General features: G+C 57.5%; 17 protein-coding genes and 4 tRNA genes. 6 read left to right on the plus strand and 15 right to left on the minus strand.

What is annotated here, in order from left to right:
• Nucleotides 1–26 precede the first annotated feature (26 nt).
• From I6L37_RS02150 to I6L37_RS02160, 3 genes are all read left to right on the plus strand, one after another.
• Complete coding sequence (locus I6L37_RS02150; protein ID WP_026455843.1) at nucleotides 27–431, plus strand: nitrous oxide-stimulated promoter family protein; 405 nt, start codon at nucleotides 27–29, stop codon at nucleotides 429–431.
• Between the two features lie 101 nt (nucleotides 432–532).
• Entirely contained in the window at nucleotides 533–1,030 is a 498-nt protein-coding gene (locus I6L37_RS02155) for a GNAT family N-acetyltransferase (RefSeq protein ID WP_216993168.1), read from the plus strand.
• Nucleotides 1,031–1,128: 98 nt separating this feature from the next.
• Entirely contained in the window at nucleotides 1,129–1,596 is a 468-nt protein-coding gene (locus I6L37_RS02160; protein ID WP_026455841.1) for a glycine zipper 2TM domain-containing protein, read from the plus strand.
• A 77-nt stretch (nucleotides 1,597–1,673) separates the two neighbouring features.
• Here the strand turns inward: I6L37_RS02160 and amt are convergent, their stop codons facing one another.
• Entirely contained in the window at nucleotides 1,674–3,089 is a 1,416-nt protein-coding gene (gene amt, locus I6L37_RS02165) for an ammonium transporter (protein ID WP_042029058.1), read from the minus strand.
• A gap of 621 nt (nucleotides 3,090–3,710) precedes the next feature.
• Nucleotides 3,711–4,043, minus strand: a complete 333-nt coding sequence (locus I6L37_RS02170) for a helix-turn-helix domain-containing protein (protein ID WP_216993169.1) — start codon at nucleotides 4,041–4,043, stop codon at nucleotides 3,711–3,713.
• A gap of 119 nt (nucleotides 4,044–4,162) precedes the next feature.
• On the opposite strand from I6L37_RS02170, the gene I6L37_RS02175 reads away from it, so the two are divergent.
• Together I6L37_RS02175 and I6L37_RS02180 are read left to right on the plus strand one after the other, a co-directional pair.
• Complete coding sequence (locus I6L37_RS02175) at nucleotides 4,163–4,468, plus strand: monooxygenase (protein WP_216993170.1); 306 nt, start codon at nucleotides 4,163–4,165, stop codon at nucleotides 4,466–4,468.
• 138 nt (nucleotides 4,469–4,606) lie between these two features.
• The gene (locus I6L37_RS02180) at nucleotides 4,607–5,245 is read left to right on the plus strand and encodes an exopolysaccharide biosynthesis protein (RefSeq protein ID WP_216993171.1); all 639 of its coding nucleotides are present in this window, start codon (nucleotides 4,607–4,609) and stop codon (nucleotides 5,243–5,245) included.
• Nucleotides 5,246–5,309: 64 nt separating this feature from the next.
• On the opposite strand, the gene I6L37_RS02185 is transcribed toward I6L37_RS02180, so the two are convergent.
• The 4 genes from I6L37_RS02185 to I6L37_RS02200 form a co-directional block, all read right to left on the minus strand.
• Nucleotides 5,310–6,320: an amino acid permease gene (locus I6L37_RS02185; RefSeq protein WP_254203536.1), complete on the minus strand. Its 1,011-nt coding sequence runs from the start codon at nucleotides 6,318–6,320 to the stop codon at nucleotides 5,310–5,312.
• 24 nt (nucleotides 6,321–6,344) lie between these two features.
• Nucleotides 6,345–7,766, minus strand: a complete 1,422-nt coding sequence (locus I6L37_RS02190; RefSeq protein WP_032495448.1) for an IS66-like element ISKpn15 family transposase — start codon at nucleotides 7,764–7,766, stop codon at nucleotides 6,345–6,347.
• Nucleotides 7,767–7,844: 78 nt separating this feature from the next.
• The gene (locus I6L37_RS02195) at nucleotides 7,845–8,126 is read right to left on the minus strand and encodes a hypothetical protein (RefSeq protein ID WP_254203537.1); all 282 of its coding nucleotides are present in this window, start codon (nucleotides 8,124–8,126) and stop codon (nucleotides 7,845–7,847) included.
• Nucleotides 8,127–8,575: 449 nt separating this feature from the next.
• The gene (locus I6L37_RS02200; protein ID WP_026455836.1) at nucleotides 8,576–9,463 is read right to left on the minus strand and encodes a sensor domain-containing diguanylate cyclase; all 888 of its coding nucleotides are present in this window, start codon (nucleotides 9,461–9,463) and stop codon (nucleotides 8,576–8,578) included.
• Between the two features lie 325 nt (nucleotides 9,464–9,788).
• Here I6L37_RS02200 and I6L37_RS02205 point away from each other — a divergent pair, with 325 nt between their 5' ends.
• Nucleotides 9,789–10,106 (plus strand): hypothetical protein, encoded by a 318-nt coding sequence (locus I6L37_RS02205; protein ID WP_216993173.1) that lies wholly within the window; start codon nucleotides 9,789–9,791, stop codon nucleotides 10,104–10,106.
• Nucleotides 10,107–10,343: 237 nt separating this feature from the next.
• On the opposite strand, the gene I6L37_RS02210 is transcribed toward I6L37_RS02205, so the two are convergent.
• The 9 genes from I6L37_RS02210 to plsY form a co-directional block, all read right to left on the minus strand.
• Nucleotides 10,344–10,922 carry a penicillin-binding protein activator LpoB gene (locus tag I6L37_RS02210; RefSeq protein ID WP_216993174.1) on the minus strand — a complete coding sequence of 193 codons (579 nt, stop codon included), beginning with the start codon at nucleotides 10,920–10,922 and terminating at the stop codon, nucleotides 10,344–10,346.
• A gap of 161 nt (nucleotides 10,923–11,083) precedes the next feature.
• Nucleotides 11,084–11,503, minus strand: coding sequence for a GGDEF domain-containing protein (locus tag I6L37_RS02215; protein WP_302056913.1), 420 nt, complete (start codon nucleotides 11,501–11,503; stop codon nucleotides 11,084–11,086).
• Between the two features lie 41 nt (nucleotides 11,504–11,544).
• Nucleotides 11,545–12,462, minus strand: coding sequence for an IS5 family transposase (locus I6L37_RS02220; RefSeq protein WP_216991975.1), 918 nt, complete (start codon nucleotides 12,460–12,462; stop codon nucleotides 11,545–11,547).
• Nucleotides 12,463–12,520: 58 nt separating this feature from the next.
• Complete coding sequence (locus tag I6L37_RS02225; RefSeq protein WP_216993176.1) at nucleotides 12,521–13,192, minus strand: GAF domain-containing protein; 672 nt, start codon at nucleotides 13,190–13,192, stop codon at nucleotides 12,521–12,523.
• A 394-nt stretch (nucleotides 13,193–13,586) separates the two neighbouring features.
• Nucleotides 13,587–13,662: transfer RNA gene (locus I6L37_RS02230), tRNA-Asn, on the minus strand.
• Nucleotides 13,663–13,670: 8 nt separating this feature from the next.
• Nucleotides 13,671–13,746, minus strand: a tRNA-Phe gene (locus I6L37_RS02235).
• Nucleotides 13,747–13,749: 3 nt separating this feature from the next.
• A tRNA-Thr gene (locus I6L37_RS02240) sits at nucleotides 13,750–13,825 on the minus strand.
• A 52-nt stretch (nucleotides 13,826–13,877) separates the two neighbouring features.
• Nucleotides 13,878–13,953, minus strand: a tRNA-Phe gene (locus I6L37_RS02245).
• A 47-nt stretch (nucleotides 13,954–14,000) separates the two neighbouring features.
• The gene (plsY, locus tag I6L37_RS02250) at nucleotides 14,001–14,663 is read right to left on the minus strand and encodes a glycerol-3-phosphate 1-O-acyltransferase PlsY (protein WP_216993177.1); all 663 of its coding nucleotides are present in this window, start codon (nucleotides 14,661–14,663) and stop codon (nucleotides 14,001–14,003) included.
• Nucleotides 14,664–14,666 lie beyond the last annotated feature (3 nt).

The following is a 14,666-nucleotide window of genomic DNA, read 5'->3' on the forward strand; positions in this document are numbered from 1 at the left end:
GCGGGCGGGTCAGGAAAATGGCGCCCATGAAAAGTCATCATGCCAGCCCAGCCGGGGGCTCACACGCTGCTACTCACAGCGAGACGAGTGACCACCCCAGACTGATGCGCGAGCAAAAGACGGTCAGCGCCATGATCCGCCTCTACTGCCAGCATCATCACCAGGATCCCCATTGCCAACGCTGCCACCAGCTCAGGGATTTTGCCTACCAAAGGCTCAATCGCTGTCGCTATGGCCACGATCACAAACCGACCTGCGCCAACTGCAGCATTCACTGTTACGCCTCCGCGATGCGCAAGCAGATCCTCCAGGTCATGAAATGGAGCGGCCCGCGCATGTTGTGGCATCACCCCTGGCTTACCCTGCGCCACCTGCTCGACCGCTTGCGCAAGGCGCCCAAACTGCCCCACAGTCGCCCGCTGCCGCCCTGAATGCCCCCTTGCATCGGGCAAGGGATGGCCAGTACCCTATGGCTCCTTTGTTGCCGTTGACCTCCCGCTCAACGGCGAACTACTGCAACCATGGAGTCCTGATGCACCACACCCCGCCCGTTTTGCGCACCGCCACCCATGCCGACATGCACGGGATCTGGCAGATCGATGCCAAGGTCTTTGGCGAGGATCTCTATCCGGCCTTTTTCTTCCGCCAGGCCATGGATCTGTGGCCACAGCTGCTGCTGGTGGCAGAGCATGAAGGGCATCTGGTGGGCTATGTGCTGGGGGGATTTGGCCAGGATCGCGCGCAAGGCTGGGTGCTGTCGCTGGCGGTGCTGCCAGAGGCACGCGGATTCGGTTTGGCCGAGCGGATGATGCGCCAGATGGAGGTGAACCAGCGCGCCCTGAACGTCGACGAGCTGCGCCTCACCGTCGATCCCGCCAACCCGGCTCAGCGTCTCTACTACCGCCTCGGCTACCAGCTGATGGAGGAAGTCTCAGGCTACTTCGGCCCGGGAGAAGATCGCCTGGTGCTGGTGAAAAAACTCTCTGGTACAGGCTGGATTCAAGGACAAAGCCACCCTCAGGACACATAATTGGTTACATTTTGCCAATTTCATGTGCAACCGGGTTGGAGTAAAGTGCGACTCACCAACCAGATTGTTCAAATTGCGTGCAGTGCAGGAGAACCACCATGTTTAAACGTATGACCATCATTGCCATGCTTGCCGCCACCACCATCACTGGCTGCGCCAATAGCGATGTTTACTCCGGCGATGTCTACACCAAGGATCGCGCCAAACAGGTACAAACCGTCAGCTACGGCACCATCATCTCGACCCGTCCGGTCAAGATCCAGGCCGAAGAGAACGCCCTGCTCGGCACCATAGGTGGCGCCGTGGTCGGCGGCCTGCTGGGCAGCACCATTGGCGGCGGTACCGGCCGTGACCTGGCTGCCGCCGGGGGCGCCATCGCCGGTGCAGCCGCAGGCAAGGCCGCCGGAGACAAGTTCAACCAGGTTGATGGCGTCGAGCTCGAGATCAAGAAAGAGACCGGGGAATCCATCGTGGTGGTCCAGAAAGCCAGCCCGACCTTCGTCCCGGGCGCCCGGGTTCGCATGACCCAGGGCAACGGCACCATCAACGTCGCCGTGGTCAACTAAGCCGCTCGCCCTCTCTCGATAACAATGAAAAACCGCCGGTCTCCCGGCGGTTTTTTTGTGCTCTGGCATAACCAGGATCACATGCTGTAGGCCTTCTCGCCGTGGGTGGTGACATCCAGCCCCTCCCGCTCTGCATCGTCCTTCACCCGCAATCCGATCACCATATCGATCACCTTGTAGGCCACCGCAGCCACGGCGCCGGACCAGAGGATGGTGACCCCTACCCCGATGGCCTGAACCTTCACCTGGGCCAGGATGGAGTAGCCATCGGCCACCTGGTTGGAAACATAGTCCCACACCCCGGTACCGCCCAGATCCGGGCTGGCAAAGACACCGGTCAGCAAGGCGCCGAGAATACCGCACACCCCGTGCACCCCGAATACGTCCAGGCTGTCGTCAGCGCCCAGCCAGCGCTTGAGACCGTGCACCCCCCACAGGCCGGCCACACCGCTGATAAGCCCCATCACCAGCCCCCCGCCGACCCCGACAAAGCCGGCCGCCGGCGTGATCACCACCAGACCGGAGACGGCACCGGAAGCGGCGCCCAGCAGGGAGGGACGTCCCTTCATCACCCACTCGGCCAAGGTCCAGGAGAGGGCCGCACCCGCCGGGGCCACCCAGGTGTTCACGAAGGCCAGCGCCGCCGTGCCGTTGGCCTCCAGAGCCGACCCCGCGTTGAAACCGAACCAGCCAAACCAGAGCAGGGAGGCCCCGATCATGGTCATGGTGAGGCTGTGGGGAGTCATGGGATCGCGACCGTAACCCAGGCGTTTACCCACCAGATAGGCGCCGACCAGACCGGCCACGGCGGCGTTGATATGCACCACTGTGCCACCGGCAAAGTCGAGGGCCCCATGCTGGAACAGATAGCCCGCGGTGGCGTTTGCAGCATCAGCTGCGGCGGCGTCCGTGTAGGCATCGGGGCCCGCCCAGTACCACACCATGTGGGCCAGCGGGATATAGGCGAAGGTAAACCAGATCACCGAAAACAGCAGCACGGCGGAGAACTTGATGCGCTCGGCAAAGGCTCCCACGATCAGGCCGCAAGTGATGGCGGCAAATGCCCCCTGGAACACCACGTAGATGAATTCGCTGATGCCGACCCCCTTGCTGAAGGTGGCGGCGATAGAATCAGGTGTGACCCCCGCGAGCAGCACCTTGCTGAAGGATCCGTAGAAGCTGCCTCCTTCGGTGAAGGCCAGCGAATAACCGTATATCACCCACAGCACGCAGATGAGGGCAAACAGAGTGAATACCTGCATCAATACGCTCAGCATGTTCTTGGCGCGAACCAGGCCGCCGTAGAAGAGCGCCAGACCGGGGATCGACATCAGGATCACCAGCGCTGCCGACAGCAGCATCCAGGTATTGTCCCCCTTGTTGATGGTGATAGTGGCCGCAGCCTGCACCTGAGCGACCTCTTCGGCCCAACTTGGGGTAACCAGCAAGGCAGACAGTATTGGCAAACCCGCCATCATCCATTTTTTGACCATAGAGCACTCTCCTTCCCTGTCGTGCCGGTCCATGACCGGCTCCGTTTCCTTGATTGAATCCGTGGCGGCCGCAGCACTGTTCACGGCTTGCCAAAATCACGCCCGTGCCCGGCACGGGGAGGGGTCTGCACAGGAGCGCCATCATGACTGCTGTCACCGATGGCCGCAGACACCACCTGACAGATAAAAAGCATAAAGTGAGCCAAAAATTAAAACCAAATAAAATCAAATGATTAACTTATAACCTAGCACTTGACGCACCAAGTTGGCGCACGAGATGCGCCATCCAGCCCTCGACCGCCCCGTGACAGGGCAGGTCATGGCGGGCGCACCAGAACGGCGCAGCCAAATCAGGGGCGCCTCTTGACCACGCGCGAGCCAACATCGGGAAGATCCGTCATCACCAGGAATGATCTGGCTGCGATATGGCAGGAAAACGGGCGTGACCCACGAACAGGACAGATCTGGCTGGATATGAGCGCAGGCATTCGGGAACTGGCGCAAGGAAAGAGTGCAGCGAGAGCTCACTGACACCGGGTATCGGGTCAGGCTCATCCCCTGGCGAAGGGCATCCCTCCCCTGATCATCTGCGGATATGAGACATGGCCGGCCCCAGGAGGCCTAAGTCACATCCTGCTGCTGTGTCAGCAACCCGGCGTTGGCAAGAGCAAAGTCATGCATCTGTTGCAACAGGGGCAGCAAAGCCGTACCCAATTGTGTCAGGGCATACTCCACACGGGGAGGCACGCTGGGGTAGAGGGTCCGGCTGATGACACCGTCACTCTCCAGCTCCTTGAGCTGGGCGGTGAGCACCTTCTGGCTGACGGCGGGCAAACGGCGACGCAGATCGCCAAAACGCAGAGTCTGGCTTTGCAGATGAAACAGGATGGCCGGTTTCCATTTTCCGTTCAGCAGTCGCAATACCTCGTAGGCAGGACAGAGGGGCGGGTTCAAGGCGTACCTCGCTAATGGTTACTTCAGGGTAACTATGCCACTAAAATGTGCCTTCTTGCAGCCAAAATGCCGGCTTCCTATGATGCGACGAGTCGTATCATTCAACAGGAGAAGCCGTCATGCCCAGTTTGCTGCAAATCCATTTCACCTTTCCCGCCGAGCAGATGGGGCCGGCACTGACCGAGGCCGCCGTGCCGCTGGCCGAATCCATCACCCGCGAGCCCGGGTTTATCTCCAAGATATGGACGGAGAACCCGCGCACCGGCGAAGCGGGTGGCATCTATCTGTTCGAGGATGAGGCGAGCGCACGGCAATACGTGCAGATGCACGAACAGCGAGTGCTTGCCATGGGCGCCAGCGACGTGCAATACAAGCTGTTCAACGTCAACGAGCCCCTCAGCCGCATCACATTCGGCATCAAGTGATCCGCTCGCCTCGCCGCCCGATCGGGGCGGCGCTTCGCTACCTGCCCCCCCTATTCATCCGCTATTAACCTTGCCCCCGTATTCTGACGCACAACCGGGTCATGGTGACCCTCAGCACTCATCAGAAGGACATCAGGCATGGTTGCCGCGCAACTCAAAGATCCACAAAGCACGCTCTCTGATACCCTGCGGTCCACGGCACACGCCATCGACGAGAGTCACATCAGCCTGCGCCAGATGCTGACCCTGGTGGGGGAACAGGGCATGCTGCTGTTTTGCGTGCTGCTCACCGTGCCCTTCCTGCTGCCGGTCTCCATTCCGGGCGTCAGCACCCCGTTTGGTCTGCTGATCCTGTTTATCGGCATCGGCATCACTCTCAACCGGGTGCCCTGGTTGCCTGCTTTTCTGATGGAACGCCGCTTCGCTGCGGATCAGCTCAAGCCGACCCTGCACAAGGGGGCGGATCTGCTGGCCCGCATCGATCGCTTCATCCGCCCGCGCCTGCTGTTGCTGACTGGCGGCACCACCATCAACCGCTGCAATGGCCTGCTGATCATGCTGGCAGCCCTGCTGCTGATGCTGCCTCTGGGTGCCATCCCCTTCACCAACGCCATGCCGGCCTGGGCCATTTTGCTGCTAAGCACCGGCATGCTGCAGCGCGATGGCCTGTTCGTCGCTGGCGGTTATTTACTGGTCACGGCGACCCTGGTCTGGTTCAGCGCCCTGGCCATCGGCCTGCTGATGGCGGGACAGAACATCTCGACCCTGTTTGGCTGACAGCCAGAAATATGAAAAGGGCGGCCATGAGCCGCCCTTTTTGCTTTGTGCCGGATCCGGTTCGTCAGAACAGATCGTAGATAAGGGCCGAGATGGCAAGCAGCCCCATCACCAGCACAAACAGGGTGCTCGCCCCGCGATAGCGCTTGAGCGCGGGCAAGCGATAGATGGAACAGGCAGGCAGCAGAAACAGGATCACGGCGATGAGCGGCCCGCTGATGCGCTCTATGATGTCGAGCACGTTGGGATTGAGGTAAGTGATGACCCCGGTCACGACGAACAGGATCAGGGAGGAAACCCGGGTAATGGTCGACTCCTTGAGGGAGAGCCCGAGCCCCTGGCAGGCGCCACTCACCATGCTCACCGTTCCTTCGCTCACCCCCATGGAGGTGCCGAGGAAGGATTTCGACATGGCCAGGATGGCGATAAGCGGCCCCACATAGGCAATCAACGGGTTGGAGAACTTGTTCGCCAGCGCCGACAGCACGGAGATATTGTCGGTACGAGCCAGCGCCATCTCGGCCTGGCTCAGGCTCATCACGCAGCTCACGACAAAAAACATCACGCTGCCGCAGATCAGCAGGCTGCTGCACTTGATGATGCGTCTGCTGAGCTGGTCCGCATGCTGATGATCCCGCTTCTTCTGGGCGGCGCTGAATGAGGAGATGATGGGAGCATGGCTGAAGGAGAACACCATCACAGGCACGATAAGCCAGAGGGATTTCCAGAAGGCGGGATCATACCAATCCACCGCCTGGCTCTCGGTAAAATAGGAGAGGCTCCACTGGGGCAGCAGATAGAAGGAGAGGCCAAGCAGAAACGCCACCATGGGCAGGGCCAGCACGCTGATGGCCGATACCACTATATGCTTGCCCGCCAGCAGGATCAGGTGCAGACCCAGCATGACCCCGAGTACCAGCCAGCCACGAGGGAGCGCGGCACTCCCCAGCTGGTTCACCAGAAAGCTCTGGATCGCATTGGTGATGGAGATGCTGTAGACCAGAATGATGGGGTAGAAGGCCATCAGGTAGACCAGCATCAGCAACTGGCCGGCTCTGGCGCCAAAGTGCTCCACCACCACATGGGTGATGGTATCTATTCACCAGGACGGGGTTGACGGCATCAGTTCTGCCGGGATGGGATAATCTGTCTTCTCGATGCACGCCCTGACCACGGCCCTCAACCACTCCTGTGGGCAGCGGCCCAATCGCTTGCCGGTCTCCACCAACGACAGGATGCGCTGGCGAAACAGCTCGCCCCGGTGAGACCACACGCCGTAGCTACCCTTGCGCCAGAGCACATAGCCACGCAGCGCCCGCTCCGCCTCGTTGTTGGTCAGCGCTATTTCGTCGTCAGTCATAAACCGCCACAGCATCTCGTCATCCCGCAGCAGCAACTGGCATCGTCCACGGTAGCGTTTGCTGCACAACAGGGCGCCGCGCTCCAACTGGCTTCGCCAGCTTTGCCGGTAACGCGCGAGCCTGCGCAGGTATTTCTGCTTGCTCAACGCACCGCTTTCCCAACGGTGCCGGGTACGAAACACCGCATCCGCCAGCAAGACCAACCGGGCACCGATGGGCTGGTTGCACTGCTCGCTACTCTCGGCGATGGCCACGAGATTGCGGGCCACGTGGGCCCAGCACAGTTGCCGCTGGTCGGCGTCGATAAACCGGTAGCCGGCGTACTGGTCGGTCACCAGCACCCCGTCAAACTCGGCGCCCAGCAGCCGCTTGGCCGCCTCCTGACCACGGCCATAGGCCGTCATGAAGCAGACGGCTATCTTGCTCAGCGCCAGCCACATCCAGCGGCGCTCTCCACCCCGCTGATGCCGGGTCTCATCGGCATGAACGTGGGTGGCCGTCTGCACCTGCTGCTTGATGGCCTGGTAGGTCGGGGTGAGCATGGCACTCACCCGCCCCTGCGCCTCACTGATGGCGCCCCGGCTAAAACTCAGGCCGAAATGCTGTTTGAGCTGCTGCTGTATCTGGCTGACGCTCTGGTGAAACTGGCCGCTTTGCAGCGCGATGTAGCTGAGCAGATTGGCCCCCATCTGGCTGCTGCTGACGTTGTCTGGCAGTGCGGCCTGGGTCGTGCCGATACACCGTGAGCAGGTCGCACGATACAGTTGGTGTTCGGTGACGAGATAGCTCACCTCGGGCAGCTCGAACACCTGATGAACCTGATAGGGTTTGGCATGGGCCACCATGTCCCCGCCACAGCAAGCGCAATCGGCGGCAGGGTAATGCGGGACCAGGGTCAGGCGGGCATCAAGCGGATGCCGCTCGCGGCGATGTCCCTTGTGACCGGGCTGCGCCCCCCGTTGCTTGCCGGACGCCGGACGCTTGCGGGCCGGCGGCGGTGCACCGGGGCCGTCGCTGGAAGGCGGCTTGGAGGAGTTGCCGCTGTGCTGATTGAGGCGGTCCTCCAGCTCGGCGATGCGGTCGAGGAGCTTATAAATCAGCTCGTTGGCCTGCTCCAGAGTGGTGGGCATTCCCGCGGAATGCATGGTGTTTTTGCTCATGGGGGGAGCGTATCTAAGGAGCAGGATCAAGCAAGCAGGAAAGTGGGATCAAGAGACGATCGTCTCATTTTTCCTGTGTCAATACTGTTCCGGTGAATACTTACGGGTGATGTCTCCCTCCCGATGGGAACTGGAGAGCACAAACCGGCTCAACGCCCGGTGAGAATAATAAGAAAGTGGAAACGCCAGTAATAAAATAAACAGCAAGATAACCGGGGAGTTACTGCCTACGGTAATCGGGAGAAATAAAGTGCCGGCACCCACTGCTGTGGCATATAGCCCCATGGTCCATACCGAATCACTTTTCTCCCATTTCAACTTTGAAACAGTATTACTCTTTTCTGCAATAGCAAGACTCATTGCGATACATACCTTATTGTTCTGTCATCATTATTTTTATTGGCCAGAAATAACTGGCAAGCGATATTCAATAAAATATCGAATACTTCGTACCATAATAAATCCACCGACATTCAATAATGCACGCCGGGGCAATACGAAAATGCCGTTTTACCATCATTGAAATCATCATCAAGGTCAAGGTTAATAATTCATGACCGTTTAAACCGAGATGTTTCAAAAAACAATAAAATGTATCATTCCAGTCTTGTCAGGGCTGTGCGACAGCGTCCTGATAACATAATGGTAAAACCACGACCTTTTTCTCAACAAGATTAATGAGACCAGGCCGACCTATTAATATTAACATGATGGCGTAAAAAACCTTCAATAAATAAAATGAGCTTAATTCCACCTCAATGAAATAATAGCGAAGGTGGACGATATTATTAATCGCTGATGGCCGGCCGTCAGCGCGATGGGCAGTGAGCCACCCGGTTGCGCCCTGCCCGCTTGGCACGATAGAGCCACTCGTCGGCGCGCGCCAATGCCAGATTGATATCCTCACCCGGTCGCACCAGCGTCGTACCCAGACTGACGGTCAGCGTAACAGGGTCGGCGGCCAGGGCTGCCACAGCCGCACGGATCCGCTCCGCAATGCGCAATAACGTCAGTTCGTCCAGTCGCGGCAGCAGCACCAGAAACTCCTCGCCGCCGCTACGAACAAAGAGATCCTCGCTGCGCAACTGGGTCGCCACACACTCGCAGAAGCGTTGCAACGTCCGATCCCCTTCCTGATGGCCGAAACGATCGTTGACCTGCTTGAAGTGGTCGATGTCCAGCATGATGAGGCCATGACCCTCCCCCTGCTGCAACCGGGCCCAGTGATCGAAGAAGAATCGCCGGTTGTAGAGACCGGTGAGCTGATCGGTTTCGCTTTGCAATTTCAGTCGCTGCTGCAGCTCGTGCTGGCAGGTAATATTGCGGGTTACCCAGACGACCGCTCGCTTCCCCTCATACAGAGAGGGCAAGGGGGCAATCTTGCCCTCGAATCGCTGCATCCCTTGCGGCCCGACGGCTGCATCGATCCCCGCCACCTCAGTGGCCGCAAGATCATACTCCACCACCTGGATCTGGCCACTATCCAGCGCCAGCATCACCTGTTCCATCACCCATTGCGCCATCACCGCAGGCAGTACGTCGAACAGTCTCTTTCCCGTCAGGGGGTTGCCGTCCTGATAGGACTGCTCCTCCATCCCGCCCAGATATTCGATGTAGTAGCCATCTTCGCTCAGGATAAAGAGAGGATCCGGCAGTTGGGCCATCACTTCATAGAGTTGCTTGACCGAAAGCTCCATTCCGTCTCCTCCTGCGAGCCTCAGGCAGCGAAAGGCTGGCTGACTGTCAAAATATCGTACCGTGCCGGACCCGGAGCGAACATCAAATTCAATCAGCGATGAATCTTGATGCGCAAATAATGTTCAACCTGGTAATCAACCGCGCTCTTTGCCGGTATTCAGCAACACCAGCATGAGGGGCTCTGATTCATTTTGGCATCTGCCATGAGCTGACAGCAGATTGTTTGAGTCTCCAGGTTCCATTAGGCTGATACCCCAGAGCTCCTTCTGGTCCCCGACCAGGGCTCCTCAAGCTTGAACCCACCAACGGAAAAGGAATATCCGGATGAAGAAGACCCTAGTCACCGCCAGGTTCGATGTCGTCAACCCAGAGGGTGAGCAACTTCGCCTGAAGATCGCCATCCACAGGCCCAGACCTGACACCAGATCCGCCAACGGTGACTATCGCTGCAAGGTGAAGCTCGCCGGCCTGCGTGACAAGACCTTTATCCATGGTATTGATGCCCTGCAGGCCATGAGCCTGGCGCTGACATTTGTCGAGAGCGAGCTGCGCGCCTTCTCGGACGCCGGCTGGCAGTTTTATCAGCCGGGTTGCCCGGATCAGCCCGTCGATATCTCCGCCTGCTACTTCCCGATGCTCTGAGACAAGGTGGCGTGCTACCGACTGCCATGGCGGCGCTGGTGTGAGGAATTGTTGATGATGGCAAGCGAGCAATCACTATCGGCCTCGCTGGCCATAGCGTATGCGCAGGGGAAAGGATAAAGGGTAAAGGGTAAAGGAACGCGACAACCGGTATCTACTGAAGGGGGGCCATCCCCCCCACCGGCCCGCAAGGGTCACCTCTGGCCTGGTGCCGTGGTGACCCCGACAAAGTCCAAACTATCGGCTGGCGAAGCGGCTCGCATTCCAGAGCAGTTCACCACTGCGCAGATCCATCAGGCTCATGGCAAGCCGATAGCGTCCCCCCTGTTGCACCAGATCCCCGTAGAGCATGTAACCCGCCCCGGTCTGGCGCCCCAGGCGGACCAAAGAGGCAGGATTGACTCCCCCTTGCTGATATTCGAGCTGGCTGGTGATGGCCGCGACCTGGCCCGGGTCGACGAAGCGAAACTCGCTTTTGGACTGGATCCGCTTGATCATGGCCGCCGCCATGGGGCGCGTGTCGAGAGATTCCCCCGTTCCATTCTGGGGTGGCGTGAGCAGCAGTACAGGGTTGCCATTGGCCAGCTCCCGCACCTCGGGGGCCTGGACGAAGGCATCCGCCATGGCCACGGCCAGCGCGGTCGGTGCCACCGGTTTTTGTACCGGTGGTTTCACCTCGGGTTGAGTCACGGGAGGCTGGGTGACTGGCTCGCTCGGCGCAGGCGTCTGGGGCTCACTGCCGGGCCAACGATAGGGATTGACGCTACACCCGCCCAGCAGCAGGGCACTCAGCAACAACAGGGGACGCATTTTCATCTTGTGGATTCTCTCGACAGTAAGGTAACGGCGGCATGTTTGGCTCGCCAAAGTTTCCATGCTAGGTAAATTTTCGGGGAAGATCGATGCCCGCAGCATTGCGGGCGACAGGGCCTGCCCCAGCGATCCGTCCACCTTCGCAGGCCAGTGCAGAACGTCAGTTACAACTCGAAGATTACCCTGTTCTTGCCGGCACTCTTGGCTTGATAGAGCGCCATGTCCGCTCTTCGCAGAAGATGTCCGATCTCGACATCCGCAGGGGTAGAGACTGACGCCCCTATGCTGGTCGTGACTTGAATGGTGTATTCGCCATATTCGATAAGCAACTCTTCAATCAAGGCTCTTATTTTTTCAAAAATATCATCGCTGTCATCATGGGAGCCCCCGGCAATAATCAATGCAAACTCTTCCCCGCCAATGCGGGCAAATACATCATGCTCCCGGACGACGGTGCAAACGGCAGCAGCCAACTGCCTGAGCACGAGGTCTCCCGCCTCATGACCATAGCGATCATTCAACTCCTTGAAATTGTCGATATCAAGAATCGCCACGGTACAGGGAACCCCGGCGTTGTTTCCCAAATTAGCCAGAAAGTCATGACTTCGCCTGCCCTGGGTGACCGCTACACTCGGGGCTGTCTGACAGGTAGTTCCAAGGTATTCAGTTTGTTTATGGCGCTGACATACGCCATGACTTCTCCCACCTGACCATTGTAGTTACGCAGACTGATTTTCCCCGTCAGCAACTGCTTGAACCGATACATCGCCGTCTCTGCCAGTGAGCGACGGTGATACCCCGATATCTTCTTCCAGTGCGCCAGCCCTTCCTTGCGTATCACCAGCACAACGTCATTTCTTGGATGTCCTTTTTTCCATAACCCCGCGCTCTTGCGAGGCGGGATACAGGCTGTCGCCCCTTTGCGCGAGATAAGCTGATGGCTGGCTTTGCTGTCATAGGCGCCATCTGCATAAACTCGTCCCAGCTTGCGCCGCAGTGGATTGAGCAAGGTCGGCAACACCTCGGCATCATGGACATTTTCTAATGACACCTCCGCCGCCACGATATCGTGGGTTACCGGGTCTACTGCCAGATGCAACTTGCGCCAGACTCGCCGTTTTTCGGCGCCGTGTTTTCTGACCTTCCACTCGCCTTCACCAAACACCTTCAGCCCGGTTGAGTCGATAACCAAGTCGGTAATGCGTCCCTTTGGGGGCTGTCGATAGGCCACTGTCACCGTACGTGCTCGCTTGCTGACACAGCTATAGTCCGGTGCACACAACGGCACATTCATCAACTCGAACAGGGAGTCTAGTAGTCCCTGGGTTGCCCGCAGAGTGAGGTTGAACATCCCCTTGAGCATCAGGAAGGTGGCGATGGTTTGGTCGGTGTAGAGCTGGCTACGGCCCCGCCGTCCATGATGGTCGTGGTGAAACCAGTTGCTCATGGCCTCGGCATCAACCCAGAAGGTGAGTGAACCACGATTAATCAAAGACTTGTTGTATTTAGGCCAGTTGGTGATGGGGTGAAGCGACGTGCCCATAATGCAGACTTGAAGAGGATGGTGATGATCAGATCACCGAGTCCTCAGTTAGTTCCACTCAAGCTTCATCGATTTGGGCAACAACGCCGGGAACCCCCGTCAATAACGAATGGGCGACCCGGCTCTGCCCTTCTGCCATGAATGCCCTGCGGTTGTATATGCCGGTAAGATAATCGGTAGAAGCCAGCACTTTCATTTCATCGACTTGCAGATAGAGCTGGATATTGAGGGCAAGCCAATGGGCCAGACACTGCAAAATGACAGCGTCTCTCGTTGAGTAAAAAAATTTATCCTGATGCGCCACATTCAGGGTGCCGATACAGTTGTCACCTTGCAGCATGGGGGCATCCATGCAACAGCCCATCCCCTTGTGATACAACATCTGGCAGTCCAGCTTGTCAGACATGCTCAAATCATCACAGATGGCCAAACGACCCGATGAAAATACACCACCGACAAATGTGTCTTTAATGGGCATAAGAAAATCAAGAGGAATGGCCCGATTACCGGAAATGGAATAAAGCTTCAGGAAATGTTCATTTTCTTTAATTGTAATGCTGACTCGTTCTGCTTTAAATAAATGGTGAATCCAGTTTGCCACTACATTCAATACATCTTGCAGTGATTTGGAACGAGATATATCAAGGATAAATGATACTGGCATGGTTATATCACCGCCGGAATTTAATTTATCCAGTTCGGCTGTATCAAGATAACGTTCATTATGCATAACATTCCCCATATATCTCATCAAATAGACTGCATTTAATTGTTCTATCAGCTATAAAATGAACTTCAACTGCATAACAAAACAACCATTCAAATAAATATAGAACAGATAAACCGCATTGTAAATGTCGATTATAAAGTAATTGACTTTATTATTTACTATAGCCAGTCATCTGCAGATTAATAATGAGGAAGCGATATTCTCCGGCCATCCAGGCCCCGGATCCCCATAATGGATCAAGGTGGAACCCTGTTTGCGGATGAGATGGCTTGACGCAACAAGCAGTCAACGCCCGGCGACAGATGGTGACGGCCGACGACAGCAACAGGCGAGCCGCTCGTCACCATGACGAAACGGATAAAAAAAGCCCAGCTTTTCAGCTGGGCTTTTGTGTTGGCTCCTCCTACTGGACTTGAACCAGTGACATACGGATTAACAGTCCGCCGTTCTACCGACTGAACTAAGGAGGAATTGTAAGTGGTGCCCAGAGACGGAATCGAACCGCCGACACGGGGATTTTCAATCCCCTGCTCTACCGACTGAGCTATCTGGGCAAATGGTGCCGGCTACCGGAATCGAACTGGTGACCTACTGATTACAAGTCAGTTGCTCTACCTACTGAGCTAAGCCGGCACACTTCAAACCATTGCGCATGAACAAATTTTTATTTCATGACACCAAAATTTGGTGCCCAGAGACGGAATCGAACCGCCGACACGGGGATTTTCAATCCCCTGCTCTACCGACTGAGCTATCTGGGCGTGGGCGCTATTAAACGGATTTTAGGGCTGGTGGTCAACGGGAAATTTCACTTTTTGTCTCGTTCGTCTCTTTTTTGCTCAACGCGCCCCATTTCCTCCACTTCCCCCTCACTGGCCCTGCGCTTGCGCCCCCACACCCTGGGTTCTTCCCCCTTGAGCAAACGGGCAATGTTCTCGTGATGGCGGATCAAGATGAGGCAGGAGAGCAGCGAAACCGGCAAGGTATATTCGGGTTTGAGCAGGTAGGTAAAGAGCGGCGTCAACAGTACGGTAATGATGGAAGCCAAAGAGGAGTAGCCACTCACCAGCATTACCAGCAGCCAGGTACCTATCACGGCGCCTCCCATGCCATAACCGATGGGCAGCATGGTGCCCAGCGCCGTCGCTACCCCCTTGCCTCCCCGGAAATGGAAGAAGAGGGGATACATGTGGCCAAGACAGGCCGCCACGCCGATAAAGCCGAGGTAGACGGGTTTGATTTGCAGAAACCAGGCGAGATAGACGGGGGCCATTCCCTTGATCACATCGAGCAGCAAGACCACCAGAGCCGCCATCCGGCCACCGAGGCGCAGCACATTGGTCGCCCCCGGATTGTGGGAGCCATGATCCCGCGGATCAGGCAGACCGGTGAAGCGGGAGACCAGCACAGCACTGGATAGTGAACCACCCAGGTAGGCCAGAATAATCATCAAAATCGTCAGGGCCGTCATCTT

The sequence above is a fragment of the Aeromonas sp. FDAARGOS 1407 genome, assembly GCF_019048725.1.
In the GTDB taxonomy this organism is placed as follows: domain Bacteria; phylum Pseudomonadota; class Gammaproteobacteria; order Enterobacterales; family Aeromonadaceae; genus Aeromonas; species Aeromonas enteropelogenes.